This window comes from Sutterella sp. (assembly GCF_030539355.1).
In the GTDB taxonomy this organism is placed as follows: domain Bacteria; phylum Pseudomonadota; class Gammaproteobacteria; order Burkholderiales; family Burkholderiaceae_F; genus Sutterella.
In genome coordinates this window covers 1-15,673 of record NZ_JAUNSF010000070.1, presented here as the reverse complement: position 1 = coordinate 15,673, position 15,673 = coordinate 1, and the positions used below count along the sequence as shown (strand labels likewise).

The 15,673-nt window shown below is 65.3% G+C and carries 8 protein-coding genes; 4 read left to right on the top strand and 4 right to left on the bottom strand.

Going from position 1 to position 15,673, the window contains the following annotated elements; all coding sequences use genetic code 11:
• The first annotated feature begins 537 nt into the window (after window positions 1-537).
• The gene (locus Q4F91_RS09655; protein ID WP_303337162.1) at window positions 538-1,269 is read left to right on the top strand and encodes a DNA-binding transcriptional regulator; all 732 of its coding nucleotides are present in this window, start codon (window positions 538-540) and stop codon (window positions 1,267-1,269) included.
• A gap of 281 nt (window positions 1,270-1,550) precedes the next feature.
• Here the strand turns inward: Q4F91_RS09655 and Q4F91_RS09650 are convergent, their stop codons facing one another.
• Window positions 1,551-4,274, bottom strand: a complete 2,724-nt coding sequence (locus tag Q4F91_RS09650) for a hypothetical protein (RefSeq protein WP_303337160.1) — start codon at window positions 4,272-4,274, stop codon at window positions 1,551-1,553.
• A gap of 781 nt (window positions 4,275-5,055) precedes the next feature.
• On the opposite strand from Q4F91_RS09650, the gene Q4F91_RS09645 reads away from it, so the two are divergent.
• From Q4F91_RS09645 to Q4F91_RS09635, 3 genes are all read left to right on the top strand, one after another.
• Window positions 5,056-5,388, top strand: a complete 333-nt coding sequence (locus Q4F91_RS09645; protein ID WP_303337158.1) for an H-NS histone family protein — start codon at window positions 5,056-5,058, stop codon at window positions 5,386-5,388.
• 430 nt (window positions 5,389-5,818) lie between these two features.
• Complete coding sequence (locus Q4F91_RS09640) at window positions 5,819-7,000, top strand: DnaJ C-terminal domain-containing protein (RefSeq protein WP_303337156.1); 1,182 nt, start codon at window positions 5,819-5,821, stop codon at window positions 6,998-7,000.
• 191 nt (window positions 7,001-7,191) lie between these two features.
• The gene (locus Q4F91_RS09635) at window positions 7,192-7,812 is read left to right on the top strand and encodes a hypothetical protein (protein WP_303337154.1); all 621 of its coding nucleotides are present in this window, start codon (window positions 7,192-7,194) and stop codon (window positions 7,810-7,812) included.
• A gap of 92 nt (window positions 7,813-7,904) precedes the next feature.
• Here Q4F91_RS09635 and Q4F91_RS09630 read toward each other — a convergent pair whose 3' ends face one another.
• The 3 genes from Q4F91_RS09630 to Q4F91_RS09620 form a co-directional block, all read right to left on the bottom strand.
• Window positions 7,905-8,225, bottom strand: coding sequence for an addiction module antidote protein (locus tag Q4F91_RS09630; protein ID WP_303337152.1), 321 nt, complete (start codon window positions 8,223-8,225; stop codon window positions 7,905-7,907).
• 99 nt (window positions 8,226-8,324) lie between these two features.
• Window positions 8,325-9,551 (bottom strand): OmpA family protein, encoded by a 1,227-nt coding sequence (locus Q4F91_RS09625; RefSeq protein ID WP_303337149.1) that lies wholly within the window; start codon window positions 9,549-9,551, stop codon window positions 8,325-8,327.
• A gap of 75 nt (window positions 9,552-9,626) precedes the next feature.
• A complete protein-coding gene (locus tag Q4F91_RS09620) occupies window positions 9,627-15,473 on the bottom strand; it encodes an autotransporter outer membrane beta-barrel domain-containing protein (protein ID WP_303337148.1) in 5,847 nt (1,948 codons plus the stop codon).
• Between the last annotated feature and the right edge of the window lie 200 nt (window positions 15,474-15,673).

Below are 15,673 nucleotides of genomic sequence, written 5' to 3'. Positions count from 1 at the left end.
ACCCCGAAGTCGGCCGGCCGCAGCTTCGGACTGTAACGCTGATGAGACGTGCCACTGACCGCCTGCGGAGCCTGAGGGAGTACCTCCTTGTGGGCATGGGCTCGGCAGGCTGCCGGCCGGTTTTCCGCGGGAGATCGGGCCCGAAAAACGCTGTGAATTACGAATAAGAGAATACCCCACTCCCTTGTTCAGGCTAAGGGTAATTGCTTATTTCGGACCGGTTCATTCCGGTATGGGCCGGCGGGTGCAGATCGGTTGGGAAGAGTCGTGACCTGGACTTTTTTCGGAGGGAACGGTGACCCTCCTGGAGGGTCTCCGAAATGGTGTCCTGAAAAATACGCCGATGGGCGAAATCCTGCCCTGAATGAGTAATTTTTTTTGCGTACTTAATCGGAAACGGTTGCCGAGAGGGCGTGTTCCGTTAACGGAAAGGGTTGCCATTAAGTACGCAGGAATCGGTGAGGGGTAGTAAAAATTACGGATTCAAGTCTCCGGGTGTTGTAAGTGATGACAAATCGCAACCAACCGGAGGCAAAAATGAACCCTAATGACAAGACTTCACAGGACACGGAGAAGAAGAGCGACGAGACCGTCAAGCGAGAGTTCTTCAGAGAAATTTTCGGGGATCCGGAAATCACGATCCCCAGTCTCACCGGCGAACAGCTGAAGTTTATCAGGGACCATCTGAAGTTCACTCAAGAGCAGATGGCGTTTCTGCTCGGCATCAGCCTGCGCCGCGTGAATGATCTCGAAAGCAAGGGCATGGAGCCGCTCAAGCCGATCCTCAGTGCGCTCCTCTACATCTACTTGAGAGTCGGACGCAGAGGCATTGCTCTCCTCTTCAATCGCCGGCTGTACCCGAAGGTGGACGTTTCCGCGGCCCCGGGCAGTGACGAGTCCCCGGAGCAGGCCGAGGCACGGCGCAAGTCCGAGATCGAGCACCTAGGGATCAGGGACGTCACGGCGAAGCCCGGGGAGTCTTCGCCGAAGCTGAAGGACGAGCTCACGGGCGACAGGATCCGGGAAGTCCGCAGGCAATGGACCCTGACTCAGGCGCAGCTGGGGAAAGTGCTGTTCGTAAAAGCGCGGACGGTGAGCAACTGGGAGAAGGGCAGGACCGCACCGGATCAGGCCACGATCGAAATGCTGCAGATGCTCAAGGATGCGAAGTCGTCCGAGGATCTGCCGTCCGAAATGAGAGCTCGCTACGAGTTGATCAGGGAGACGTCCGGCCTCAGCCGGCCCAGGTTCAACCGGAAGCGTTCCTGAGGCCTGACTCTCGTCGCCGCCACGATCTTCACCGGCCGCCCCGCACCCGCGGAGGCGGCCCCTGGTGCTTCGCAATGAGCGACGGCGGTGGCGGGGAGGCGGCCGCGCATCTCCTTCATCAGGGGCAGTACCTCTTCTAAGAGACCGGACTTCCCAGGGACCGCTCCGCAGCGGGGCGGTCCCGCGGAATCCCAGCGGCCGCGCTTCTCCTTCGATGAGGGGAGCGCGGCCGTTGTCATTTCGGACGCCGGTTCATCGCCGGCGGATCCGACCGGCAGGCGTCACCGCCTCGCCGCGGGCCAGGCCCTCCGCACGCGGAACTTGACCGGGAGCACCTCGGACTCGCGCTTAGAGTCGAAGCTCCACCCGGTGAGATTCCGGTTCTTCTCGAACCAGTTCTTCACCTTGATGCCGTTCAGCATCTTTCCGTGGATGAAGCCGTTTCTCGTGAAGAGCCCGAGCATGTCGGACGGCATCTCCCCGCCGTGGGCGAGCTTCGCGAGGTCGGTCATGGTGAACCAGTCGCCGCGGGTGAGCCTGGAGATCCCGGCCATCAGCCTGAGGTCGTCCTCGGGAGAGGAAGCCGGTTGAGCCGGCGTCTTCGGTTCCGCCTGGGGAGCAGGCTTCGGCGCAGGTTTCGTCTCCTTCTTCGCCGCGGGTTTCTCCGCTGGCTTCTCCGGTTTAGCCGGTTTCCCGGGCTTCCCAGCCTTCGATGAGGTCACGGGCTCCGTGAAACTGAAGGCCGGTGCGGTGACCGTGCTGTGCGGTCTGATGAGGAAGTCCAGGGTCGATGTCATGAGGCTGATCGCCGAGAGACAGACACGGCCCCAGACCCTCACGCTCTTCGGGGTGAGCCAGCTCAGGTCGAGAGGCAAGCCTGACTCCAGGGCGCTCGTCGCACGGATCAGAGAGAAGGCCGCCTGCTGCGCGACGAGCTGCTCAGGCCTGGCATTCCGCCAGGCCTCGCGCCGCTCGTCCTCCCCGGCCGAGAAGACCGGGAAGGCCGCGAGCTTCGAGTCAGCGCCCGGGGCGTCACCCACATGGATCTCTATCGTCCCGGGGAGGAATCGGCTCTCGTGCATCGCGTCGGCCTTGCGGGCCTCGGCGTCGTAGCGGACGATGGTGAGCGCGTCGCGCCCGGTCCTGCCCATGCGCCGCTCCTCGTGGAGGATGAGCGGCGACACGCCCTCGAAACTGAAGACCAGGCAGTCGCGGTTCCGCGGGTGGTTCCTTTTCTCCGCCGTCTGCACGCGTTTGCGAGTGTTTTCGTCGACCGTCGTGAGCTCCGGGAGCCTCATCGTGTGGACGCTCGCGATCAGGTGAATGAGGCGGTCCATCCAGGGCGAGGCCGACTCGTCCCCGATCACGTGGATGATGGGCGTCTCGGAAAGCGTCGGCCGCATGAAGGCCGTGAGGATCGCGGTGATCGCACCGAACATGTCGCGGTGCGAGCGGAATGGGAAGCCGAGAAGGAGCTCGTCGAAGGTGTTCCAGACGGCGTCGAGGTCGTTCCCGGGAACCGCATTGCGGCATTCCTCCCATTGATCCTCGCGGTAACCGACGAAGAGTCCTTCCTTCGGATGGAAGCCCGTGGTGAAGTCGGGCTCGCCCGTCGGCCGGATCACCGGATGGGTGGCGAAGCGCCGGATCTCGGGGAGACCGGCCCCGGTATGGATCATCGTTTCGAAGACCTGGAGCGCCTCGGTCGGCCGCTCGCGCAGCAATCCTGCGAGACTCTGCAGCAGCGTGTCCTTCTGCCCGTCGGTCTCGCTGAACTTCAGGAACCGCTTCATGAGATCGTTGCTCCCAAGCGGCTGGAAGTTCGTGTTGTTCGGGCGATTGATGATTCCGATGACATTCCCCCAGACGTAGAGGTCCGGAATCCGCCTCAATGCCTTAGCCAGTTCCTCAAGGAGCGGCGGGTTGTACATCAGGAAGTCGTCGAACCACTTCCCTTGCGGCGGAGAGGGCAGGGGCTCGACGGATTCGTCAGGACCGGCGGACTCACCCTCTGCCTGTGCCGGCTCCTGAGCGTCGGATTCTGGAACGGGAACGTCGGCGCCTGGAGCGGCTTCCCCGGAGGCTTCCTCAAGCGTTTCGTCGCAGGGTTTCAGCATCGCCACCGCGGGCGAAGGAATCTGCGGGAGCTCCGGCACTTCCGGGAGCGACGGCGTTTCGCGACTTTCCTGACTTTCGACCGGTTTCGCCTGGACCTGCGGCTCCGGGCTCATGACGACAGGAGGTCTCCCGCCCGCGATCGTGCCGCCGTGCTCGAGGACTTCGGCGGAGAGCCGCACCTCCGGCGTCCTCGGCGAGAAGGCCCTCGCGAGGCCCCGGAAGAGCCCGATGAACCTCTCCCGCAATGAGAGCGTCGGCCTCTCGGGCACCTCAATCACGGCGCCCGTCTCGACGAGCCTGGGGGAGGGCTGCGCCGGGAGTTCCTTTCTCCTCGGCCGGGCAGCCGCACGGGTCGGGATCGGCGCTGGGAAGCGGATCTCCTCCGCAGGTGCCGCGGGAGGTTCGAACATAGCGAGGATCTGCCGGGCAGGCGCCGCCTCGCAGATCTGCTCGTCGGAGAGAAGCAGCAGGTCGAGCGGCATTTCGTCGTCCGGGGCAGGCTTCTCCTCGGCAGGCGGCAGGGTTTCGTTCAGGGTGGACGCCTCCGACGCCGCTTCGTCGTCAGGCGCACCGGCTGTTTCCCTGAGGTCTTTCTCGACGCGGTGCCGGCGGTAAAGCCGCAGATCATCCTCGGTGGGGATCGGGTGCCCGAGGACCTTCTCCTTCATGAGGACTACGATTTCGTCGTGCTTCATGCCGGCGTCCCAGGCACGCTGCACCGTGTCCACGTCGGCGCGCCACCAGATGGCATCGTCCTTCATCGAGCGGCAGAGCGGGAAGACCCCGTGATTCATCCGATAACGGACGGACTTGCGATGGATCCGGGTCTGCCTGAGCACATAGTCCCAGTCGCAGAACTCGTCCGGATTGAATTTCTTTCTCGGCATATCAAAATGCAGTTTCGAGTGGCGGGTTGAGGTCCGCCGGCCTTGCAGGAAATACCTGCATGAGCCTCACTTTGCGGAGCGCCGGCACGACCGGTCAAGGGCGTGAATCCGCGGCCCGACGGGGCTCCGCGCGGGCTTCCCTGTCCTTGGTTTTCCCGCTGTCACCGGACGGAAAAGACGCCCAACTCAGTTCTTCGGAGTCGCTGTCCTCTCTTTTCTCTGCGAGGCCAAAGCGGACAGGGAAAGGCCAGGGGACAGAGCAGGGCGGTCTCAGCCGGCCTCGACGAGACCTGTGCGTGCGCGCAACAAACCGCTCCGTGACGCCGCGGAGGGTTCGGAGAGTGGGTCAAGTCCGCCGTCGCCGCCCCGGACGACATCGCCTGTGACCCGCCCGGCGACACCGTAGCCGACCCGCCTCACCCCGCCTCGCTCCGCCGCATTGAAGCATTCCTGATCCTTTGATCCTCAGCGCACCCGGGATTCTTGAGCGGCTTCGTTCACTTTCAAAATTTCTTAATTGCGCCGGGGAATGACGAGAAGAGGCCGCCTCGAAAGCCCTCGGAAGGCCTCTATCCATCTGATAAATCGGAGATTGCAAGTCGTGTCAGAGGCTCTCTCCGCGGACTCGCATTCTTCCTTAACTTCGCTTCAGAAAAACCCTGCTTAACGGTATCCAAAAGGAGTAAATGATTCGACTTGCATTTATCAGAGTCCGTATGTAGAATGCCATGCACTGAAGAGCGATATTGCTCTTTTCTAGTAATAACCAAGGAGTAATCCAATGGCTCTTGATATTGAAGGCTTCCAGAGCGCCCTCGCCGAAGTCGAGACGATGCGTTCCGAGCTGAAGGCCCGTGAAGATGCCCTTCGCGGCGACATGATCGCCCAGATCCAGCAGCTCATCGACACGATGAACCTCAAGGCGAGCGACTTCCGCTTCGCCGAGGCCCCCAAGGCTCCCGCCCCGCGCCGTCCCCGCAACCCGATCGCCCCGAAGTATCGCGGCCCGAACGGTGAGCTCTGGACCGGCCGCGGCCGTACGCCGCGCTGGCTCGCCGAGCAGCTCGACCTCGGCCGCAAGGTCGAGGACTTCCTCATCCAGGCTGCTGAATAAGCAGATCTGAGGATCCGAACGAAACCGGTTGTCTGATTTTTTCAGGCGGCCGGTTTTCTTTTTGCCTCTCCGGCCGCTTCTTTCGGCCGGGACTGAAACTTCCCCCGCCGTTCTCAGATCGTCGTAAATCGGTAAAAGCACGGGGGGCTTAGTTTGAAGGACGACACCGGGGGGCGCATGCCGCAAAATTTGTCCTGAGCTCCGGGATCCATAGTCAATTCGCTATGATGCCTCAGGGCCAAACGTTGCGCTCCTCTTTTGTCCGGACAGGACAAAATCATTTTGAGCAGGAGCCGCCCCGGGAAAGCCTGCCCGGGACTTTGAAAGACCCGTAAAATCCGCATAATCTTTCGTCACACTCAGGCAACGCCGCTGCCCCGGGGCGTTCCGCGGCAGCGGACCGGCGCACAGACTTCGATCGGAAAAGGACATGGACAACTTTGATGCCTACGCAGTGCTCGGCGTGGAGAGGACCGCCTCCCAGGCCGACATCCGGCGCGCCTACCGCACGCTCGCGCAGAGGCATCACCCGGACCTCAACCAGGGCTCGAAGGAAGCGGAAGCGAAATTCAAGGCGGTGCTCGCCGCCTGGCAGGCGATCGGTGACGAGGAGAGCCGCGCCGCCTACGACAGAGAGCTCGCGGCCGGCCAGGACCGGAGCGCCGGAGGCGCCGTCCTCTGGACCGCGCAGACCGAGATCACGCTCGCCGATGTCGCGAACGGCGTCGAAAAGCCCGTGACGCTCTTTTCAAAATCTGACGCTTCACAGCGCCGCCGCGAGACGCTGCGGCTTCCTGCGGGCCTCACGGACGGCATCCGTCTGCGGTTCGAGTTCCTCAGGACGCCGGTCAGCGGCAGGACGCTGCGCGCTCACCCGCAGGGCTCGGTTGAGCTCACGGTCCGCGTGAATCCCAGGTTCAAAGCCTTCCGGCTCGACGAGGACGGGCTTCACACCGTGCTCAAAGTCACTCAGGCGCAGGCTCGCGCGGGCGGCCGCTTCCGCGTGGAGACGCTCGGGGGCGAGGGCATCGTCACCGTCCCGGCGGGCTCCGCCGCGGGGCGGGTGCTCCGCGCGCAGGGGAGGGGTCTGCCGAACTTCGAGAACCCCGATGCGCCGGGCAATCTCCTCATCCATCTCGAGATCGACGAGAACCCGCCGGTCGCCGGCACCGACATCTTCCGCAGGGTCTGCATCTCGACCGCCGAGGCGCGGGGGAGCTGCGAGATCACCGTGACCGTTCCCTATGAGCACGGGCTGCGCACCGTGAAGCTCCCTGTGGAGGGACCTTCGAAGGAGGCCCGCACCATCAGATACCCGGGGCTCGGCAACCGCGGCGCGAACGGGGGCGCGAACGGCACGCTCGTCGTGCTGATCCACGTGACGGACGACGAAAAGAGCCTGAAGGAATCCCGGGAGGGCCCGCGGCAGTCAGGGACCGCCGGCTCAACGGAAAGTGAGCGGAGGAGCGCCGCGGAGACGACCAAGCGCTCCGTGCTCTCCTGGGTCGTGACGACGGCGAAGGGGATCGTCCTGATGCTGCTGATTGCGGTCGTTCTGATCTTTGTCTGGTGGCTCTTCCAGGGCGGGACCTTCTCGGGTCTCCTCGGCTGAGCGCCTGCGGGCGGCAGGCCGGTCTCAGGCGCAAAATAGACAGGGCAGCGGCGCCGCAGTGACACCATCTGACGCATTCCCGTCAGCGGGTCTAGAATTTCAGGATTCCCCCTCTCAACCGGAACCGGATCGCCGTCTTCGGTCTCGATCCGTCGATAAAAATGCTCAGGATCTCTCAACGCTCACGAAACATGCTCGGCGGCCTCGCTCTTGCGGGCTTCGCTTCACTGCTTCTCTCCGCCGCGCCGTCCGCCGACGCAAAACTCTGCATGGCAACCGGTGACGATGATGTCGAGGGCTGCGAAAAGGGAGATGATCTGCTCTTCACCCCGCCAAGCTGGGGCAGCGAGCAATACCCGCTTCGCATCGCCGCCTGGTACTGCGACCTGAGCAGGCCGGTCGCGCTCACGAATGGCGGCGTCGTCTGCACCTACTCGGGCCCCAAGGAAGGCTACAAAGGAAGCGAAGGACTGGAACGCAGGAAGTACGCCGCGCTTTACAACTCCGTCAAGGCCGATCCGAACGGCTGGACGAGGATGGACAACGGAAGATACTGGCGGGTAACGGAGAAAGCTTACGACGGCATCCCCTTCAAGGAAGGTGACAAGGTTGTGTTTGACGAGATAACCTGCGCTCACAGTGCTGACGGCAGCGAAGAGCTTCAGGAGCCTTTTGAGAACACGGTCGATGCAATCAACTCAAAGTACTACCTCTGGCAATCCGGCGCCCGGTACGGCGACACGGTCGAGATCGTCGGTCGGGATGCTCACGCCTTCCTCAAGGTGAAAATGCCCGCGCCGAAGAAGAACTGATCCTCGGACGCCATGAGATATCGCCCCGGTCCTCCGCACTCGAAAACGGCGGAACCGGGGCGAAATTCATTCCGGGGGTGCCGGGCGGCCGGTCAGCCTTCCGGGTTCTCCGCAGGCTGCTCCGGGGCGGTGTCCGTCTGCTTCCGGTAGCGGCGGGTGATGCGGATCTCGTAGCCGAGCGCTCCGATCACGCGCACGACGCTCGAGAAGAGGGGGTTCCCGATGTCGGAGAACGAGCGGTAGATCTGCGTGCGGGAGAGGCCTGTCTCCTCGGCGATCTCTGCGATGCCGTAGGCACGGATCAGGTTGCCGATCAGCATGACGGCGCGGGTGAGGTCGCCCGCCGAGAGCGCCTGGTTGATGCCGTTGATCGTCTCACGGGGTATTCGCCCGGGTCTCGATGGGGATTGCATGTTCGGAGTTTCCTTGTTCTTGTCCGTGGCAGGTGGCAGGGTGAAGTCCCGCCCCTCCCGGGCGGGAACCGTTGATTTCAGAGGTTTTGAAGTGTCGTGTCATTCCTCCGGGACGATTTCGATGCTGGCCTCGGCCGCCCTGGCCTTCATGCGCTCGCGCTCGGCCTGCTTCTCAGCCTCGGTGCCCCAGGGCACCGACTCGATGCCGCCGATCACGAGCTCAACCTTGCGGTTGCGGTGACGGCCGTGAGAGGTCGAGTTGTCATAGGTGAAGGACTTGCCGTGCCCGGTGGCGGTGAGGCGGCTCGATTCGATGCCGTTCTCGATGAACCAGTTCCGCACGCGGTCGGCTCTGCGCTGCGAGAGACCGGCGTTGTATTCGTCCGAGCCGCACCAGTCGGTCCAGCCGCGGATCTCGATCGCCGTGTCGGCGGGGAATGTCCCGAGCGTGACGAGCACCCCGGCGAGGATCTCGCGCGACTCGGCCGTGAGCGTGTCCTTGTCGAAGTCAAAGACGATGCCCGGGATCTCGATCACGACCGGCGTGCAGTCGCTCGCGAACACCTCGCGCATGAAGGCGTTCCAGCTTTCCGGGTTCTCAAGAAGGTCTGTGAGGTCGCGCGCCTTCGCGCCGGTGACCGTCTCGACCTCCTGCAGGGTCTCCGGGTCACGGGTCGCCGTGACGAGGTACACACTGTTGCCGGGATGGGCCGCGCGGAACCCTGCGAACACCTCCGCAGGGTCCTGGCGCTCGTCCTGGCGCCACTTCGTGAAGGCGCCGTCGGTCACGAGAATCACCGCGCGGCTCGCGGCGTTCTGCTCCGGGTCGGTGAGGTGCTTCCGCGCGCGCTCGCCCATCCAGGTCATGCGGCCGCGGGTCTCGAGGTTCTCGGGGATCGCCTCGATTTTCTCCGTGAGCGCCTCGGCGTCGCGGACTTCCGTGGGAAGCTGGATGGTGAAGGGGCCCGCGGTGTAGAAACCGGAGCCGATCGAGAGGTCGGCCTCGGCCGCGAGCTTCACGAGGAAGCGCTTCGCTTCCGTGATCTTCTTCTCGTCGTCCTTGTCCGCAGCACCGGAGGCCCCGGAGGGATCCGGTGTCTGGTAGACCTCGCGTGCCCCGTCCGGGGCAGCCGCGGTCGCGGACGCTGCGGCGGCTTGAGAGGCTGCGGAGGCATCCTCCCGCGCCTTCTCGCGCTCGTCCCGGGGTTTCATCATCGAGCCCGAGACGTCGAGAATCACCTCGAACGCATCCGTCGCGGGACGGCAGTTCTCGAGGGACCACTGGGGACGGGCGCCGGAGACGGCCTCGGCGGCTCTTAAGGTCATCAGGGCGCCCGTCAGCAGGAGCATACCTGTGACGCAAAGCTTGTGTCTATTCATTTCGGATTACTCCCTCGCGTCCTAGAACTCATGGCGCCAGCCGAAACGCAGCGACAGATCCTTTCGGTACCCCGAGCCGCGCTCGCGTTCCACCGTGAGATAGAGCTTCTCGACGGGCGAATAGGCCCAGTCGGCGTTGATGCCGTAGTAGAAGGTCGTGCCGTCGAACTCGCTCTCAACGACGTAGTCGCCGTTCAGTGTCGTTTTCTGGTCACCGAGAAACTCGTGAATGAAGCCTGCGCGCAACGCCACCTGCAGGAACCTGCGGTCGAGGTCGTCGATGCCGCCGTAGTTCCACTTCTTTCCTGCGACGACACCGGCGCGCCCCGTGAGGTACTGCGCGTCATCCTGCTCGGCCGTCATGCCGGTCGAGCTCGTCCAGTCAGCGCCCTTCGTCCAGAAGTACGCGAGCTGCAGCTGCGGCTCGATGAACCAGTGGTCGTACCACTGGCGGTCGTCCACGCCTTCGCCGAAGGAGAGCATGTGTCCGACCTCGGCCGAGATGCCGAAGCCGAAGGTGCTGTAGTCGGCCTTCGCGATGGTGTTCCGCTGGTTGGAGAGAACCTCCATCTCCTGCTCGAAGAACCCGCCCGCGAGCACGAAGTCCGCGTAGGCGCCGGACTTGCCCGAGTAGGTCGCATAGAGCTTCGCCAGGTACTGGTCGAGCTCGCCTTCTCCGCGGCCGGTGCGGATCTCCTGGTCGGCGGTCGCAAACTTGAGAGACCCGCCGAGCAGCCACGCCCGGTCCTCGGTGTTGGTGACGTACCCGTCCGCGCCGAAGTGCACGCCGCGGGTCTTCTGCCTCAGGCTCCCCGCGCGCTCGCGCTCGTAGATCACTTTGGCCCAGACGCCGTCCTGCGCGCCGTAGCGCACTTCGCCGAGGCGCTTTCTGAGGTCGGACAAGTCCGCGCGCCAGGCCAGATACCGGCCCCTCGCGCTCATGATCGGGTCGACGGGCTGCGTTTCAGGCGTGGGTGTCGGCGAGGGCGTCGGCGTCGGATCCGGCACGTCGGTCGTGTCCGAGCGCACGAGGTACCAGTTGCCGGCGCTGCCGTCGGACGTTCCGTCCTCCTGCGACCAGTCGACCGCGGCGATGGCCGCGGCCTCCTCGGCCGTGATGTACTTGAGTTCCCAGGTCTTCGTCGACCCGTTGTAGGCCACCGTGTCGGTCGTCGTGAAGGTGAGGCCGTACGCGGAGTCGTTGGTCTGCGAGATCAGCCAGTTCACCGACAGGTACTTGTCCGACGCGGGTTCATCTCCGACGAGGACGATGTCGACGAGGTGACTCGCCTCCTCGGTACTGCCGTTCGTCATGACGAGCTGGTCGGTGAGGATCGACGAGGCCGATTCGTTCGCGAGGTCGATGCTGATGCGGAAGGTGCTGTCCGAGCCCGAGAGGGTGTCGGTCGTGACGCGCGTGTAGTCGGTGGTGGAGGATCCGTAGGAGAGGTCCACCTCCGCCTGGTCGGCCGTGAGCAGCGTGAGCCACGAGTCATCGGTGACGTTCCACTTCGAGCCCTCCTCGAGCGTGAGGCTGATCGTGCCCGACGAGGTCACGGGCGAGTCCGCCGAGACGCCCGTCACCGACGAGGCTGCGGCGAGCACCGCCGCGCGGTCGGATTCGGTGAGCGCCGAGTAGGTGTAGCCCGTGAAGCTGTCGGTCATGCCGGTGAAGACGCCGTCGGTGTTGAGATCCATCGTCACCGTGCCGCCGTCCGCGGCATAGATGTTTCCGGTGAGCTTCGCGCCGGTGCCGGCGTCGGTCGTGACCTGCGAGTCTGTGCCGATCGCGGCGATGTCGCCGGCGAGCTCCGTGGTGGACACGGTCGCGGAGGCGTCAAGCGAGATTTCGCCACCGTTCGTTGCGAGCATGAGGAAGTCGTCGGCCGTGACCCGGGCGGTGCCGGTGGCCGTGAGCTCGACCGTGCCGCCGTCCGAGGCCTCGACCGCGACGGCGATTCCGCCCTCGGCCGCTTCCGCACTGATCTCAAGCCAGTCGGAGCTGATCACGACGTTCGCGGTTTCCTCGTTCTCCACGGACTCCGCTGACTCCCCGTCCTCTGCGGCCGTCGCGATGCCTTCGTCGGCCGACGCCGTCTCCACGGAGGAGGCGGTGCGGCTCGCGCGGATCGCCCGCACGATGCCGGTGCGCCCGGTGCCCGAGGCCGTCACCGTGACGGTTCCCGTTTCGGAGGGCGTCACCGTGACTGCCCCGTCCTTCACGTCAAGCGCCGTGACGGCTGCGGTGCCTTCACCCGCGCCCGCGGCCGAGAGCGTCACGTCCCCGGCCTCAGCGGTGAGGAGCACCGCGCCGGTCGAGAGCCATTCCATGGCCGTGACGGCGCCCGCGCCGGCGGAGGCGGCCTCGATGACGATGCCGTCCGCGGCTCTGGCCGTGACCGTCAGGTCTCCTGACCCCGAGCCCTCGACCGCCTTGACGGTGAGCGCCGACGTGCTCGAGTTCACCGCGGTCGCGCCGAAGCTTCCCGTTGCCACTGAGGCCGAGGCCTCGCCCGAGAGAGCGATGCCGCGCACTGAACCGGAAGCGGCGTCGCCCGGGTCGGACGAGACCGCGGCCTGGACGGTGACGGAGTCGTCTTCGTCATTATTGAGTGACACTTTGCCCGCGGAGGCCGAGAGCGCCGTGACGTTTCGGTTCCCCGATACGGAGGCGGTCGAAAGCGCCGTGACCGAGATCACGCTGCTGCTCTCGAAGGAAGCCTCTCCCGTCGAGCCCCAGCTGATGCCGGTGACCGAGCCCGCGCCCGAGGATTGCGCCGTGACAGCGATGCCCTTGCGGGACTCGTCGACGGCACCGTCCGCATTTGCCGTGACGGAGAGCGACCCCGAGCCGCCGCCCGCGGACTCGATGGCCGTGACGGTGAGCGCAGAGGTGCTCTTGTTCAGCGCTGTCGCGCTGAAGGCGCCTGTTTCAACGACCGTCGAAGCCGCGCCCGATTGAGTGACGCCCTTGACGGACCCCGAGGCGGAGGATCCGGGGTCGGAGGAGACGGAGGCCTCGACCGTGACGGCGTCGTCCTCATCGTTCGTGAGGGACACGGTGCCGTCCGTTGCCGATATCGCCGCGACCGCACGGTTCCCGGACCGCTCGCCTGTGGCGGCGGCCGAGACGAGGATCGCGCCGCTGCTCTTCCAGGCGCTTTCTCCTGACGAGTCCCAGCTGATGGCGTTCACCGTCCCCTGCGTCGCGGATGCGGCCGAGACGGAGATGCCGGTTGCCGCCGAAGCGTCGACTGTCGTCGTGCCTGTGGCGTACACCGTCCGCACGGTCGCGGTCTTCCCGGAGGCGGCTGATGCCGTGAGCTCCAGGGTGCCCGTCTCGACAGAGAAGGCGGAGGCGTTCGTCAGGTAAAGCGTGTCGATATTGACGCCCGTGGTGGCCGTGAGAGAGTCGTAGGTGAGCGCGGCGGTGAGCTTCACCGCGCCGCCTTCGCCCGTGCCGGTCTGAACCGAGGCCGTGCCGCTCGACATGGAGAACGCGCGGACGGTGTTCGAGCCGTCGGCGTTGCCACTGACGAGCGCGTCGACGGTGATCGCCTTGTCGGCTTCCGTCACAGTTCCCTCTGCATCGATCGATCCGGCGACAAGGGTGAGCGCGCCGGTTGAGTTCCACTGCACGCCCGTGACCGAGCCGCCGGTGCCCGTGGCGTCGATGTCGATGCCTTCGTTCGCATAAGCCGTCACGACCGAGGTGCCGCCGCCCGTGAGGGCGTTCACGGAGACGCTGTCGCCCGAGGATTTCGAAGCGGCGACGGTGAGGAGCCCCGTCGTGAGACGGAGCGTCGAGGATCCCGCGGCATTGATCGCGTAGATCGACCCGGAGCTCGAGTCCGTTCGTGCGGTTGACGAGAGCGACGCCGCGAAGGTGATGTCCTCGGTGAGTGAAGTCGTGAAGCTGAGCGTGGCCTGCGACTGATAGAGACCGCGCACGCTCGTCGATCCGTCCGTGTCGCCGTCGGCGTCGGCGGTGACGGTGATCGAGCCCGCGGACGAGTCGAAGTCGCCCGACCCCGAGCCCTGCCAGACGATGCCGGAGACCGTCCCGGGGGCTGCTGCCGCGGCCGAGACACTGATCCCCTGCGCGGCGTCGAAGTCAGCTTCGGAGGCGCCGGAGGTCTCGATGCCTGTGACCGTGGCCGAGGTGCCCGAGGCGGCGTCGGCCTCAATCACGAGCCAGCCCGTGTCGGCCTTTACATTACCCGACGTCTGCAGGAGCAGTGCCTTTGCGGTCACGGCTGCCGTGCCCGTGATGTTCTCGGAAGTGACCAGCGCGCCGATCTCGACCCTGCCCGCACTGCCCGTCTCGAACGTCACCGTTCCGGAGGTCGTGTAGAGACCCTGGACGGTGTCCGCCGATTCCGTGTCGCCGGCGGCGGAGGCGACGACCGAGATGGTGCCGTCGGAGGCCGCCGAGGTCTCGTCCGCCGCCGTCGAGAGCAGAAGCGCCTGCGTGGTGCGCCATTCGATGCCGGTCACGGACCCGCCCGCGCCGGAGGCACTGATGCCGATGCCCTCCGCGCCGCGGAGCGTCGCCTTGGCCGAGGTGCCGTTCACGCCCTGGATCGCCCAGAGGGGTGCGAGATCCGCAGACTCCTTCGAGGCCGAGATTGTGAGGGTGCCCGTCTGGATGGTGAGCGTGCTCGAGGAGAGGCGTATGCCGTGGACCTGGTCGCCGGATTCGCCGGTGAGGGAGTCGCCAGAGAGCGTCGAGATGATCTCGACCTTGCCGCCCGAGCCCGTCTCAAGCGTCACGGTGCCTGACTGCAGGTCAAGGCCGCGCAGGTAGTCGTTGTTGGCGGCAAGCTCTCCGAGGCCCGTGGCCGTGATCGAGATCGTCCCGTCCGTGAGGCTCGCGGCCCCGTCCGTCACCGTCGCGGTCGAGAGCAGAAGCGTGTCCGTCGAGGTCCAGGAAATGCCGAAGTTCTGGTTTCCCGCGCCCGAGGCGTCAATGTCGATGCCGGCCGCGGCGTATGCGGTCACCGTGCCCTTTGAGACGCCGCGCAGCGCCATCACGTCGGTGAGGCCGGTCACCGTCGTCGCGGCCGAGATCGTCAGCGTCCCCGTCTGAATGTACGCCGAGGCGCCGCTCACGTTGAGGCCGTAGACATAGTCTCCCTTGACGGCCTCGTAGGTCGAGTCCGTGAGGTTCGAGCGCATCGCGACGGTTCCCCCGGAGCCCGTGAGGAACTCGGCCGTGCCGGCGAGAACCGACGCGGCGGCGATGTTCGTGAGCCGCGTCGACGAGAGGCCCTCGGAGCCGTCGATGGCGTCGGCCGTGATGAGAATATCGCCGTCGAGGAGGGTGGTGACCGTCTCGTCGCCGCTCGTGACCGTCGAGGCGGTCTCGAGCGTGAGCGCCCCGGTGGACCACCAGCGCACGCCGAAGACGTTCGAGTTCACCGTGCCCGCCGCGGAGGCGGACACTTCCGCGCCTTCCGCGTCGAGGGTCACGTTCGTGCCCATGGTCACGCTGCCGGAGGTGCTCTGCTGGCCGCACAGACCGATCACGTTGTTGCCGGTCGTGTCCGAGACGGCCGAGAGCGATCCGCCCGCGAGCGTGATGTCCCCGGAGCCCGACATCCAGAGCGCGATCGTCTCCACGTCGCCCTTGACCATGACGGTCGTCTCTCCCGCCGTGATCGAGCCCGCGCTCGCGTTGCGGATGCCGATCGAGTTGACCGGCGCTTCGTACCCTTCTGCCGCGTTCTCCGCATTCTGAATCACGACGCTGAGCGAGCCGCCGATCGTGATGTCGGTCGCCTCCGCCGCGGAGAGCGAATTCGTGAGATAGACGCCGTAGGCGGCGCTCGACGTGTTCTTCGTCTGGCTCGAGACGTCGATCTTCACGCTGCCCGCGAAGGAGACCGACCCGGTCGTCGCCTGGATGCCGTAGGCGTCGGCGACGCCGCTCTGGTTGTCCGCCGTGACGGTGATCGTCGTCAGGTTGTCCGCGGCCCCGGTGAAGACAACCGAGCCGCCGTTGGCATAGATGCCGTTAGTTGAACTCCACCAAACCTCTCACACCCGGGTGGAGTCCTTCATACTCA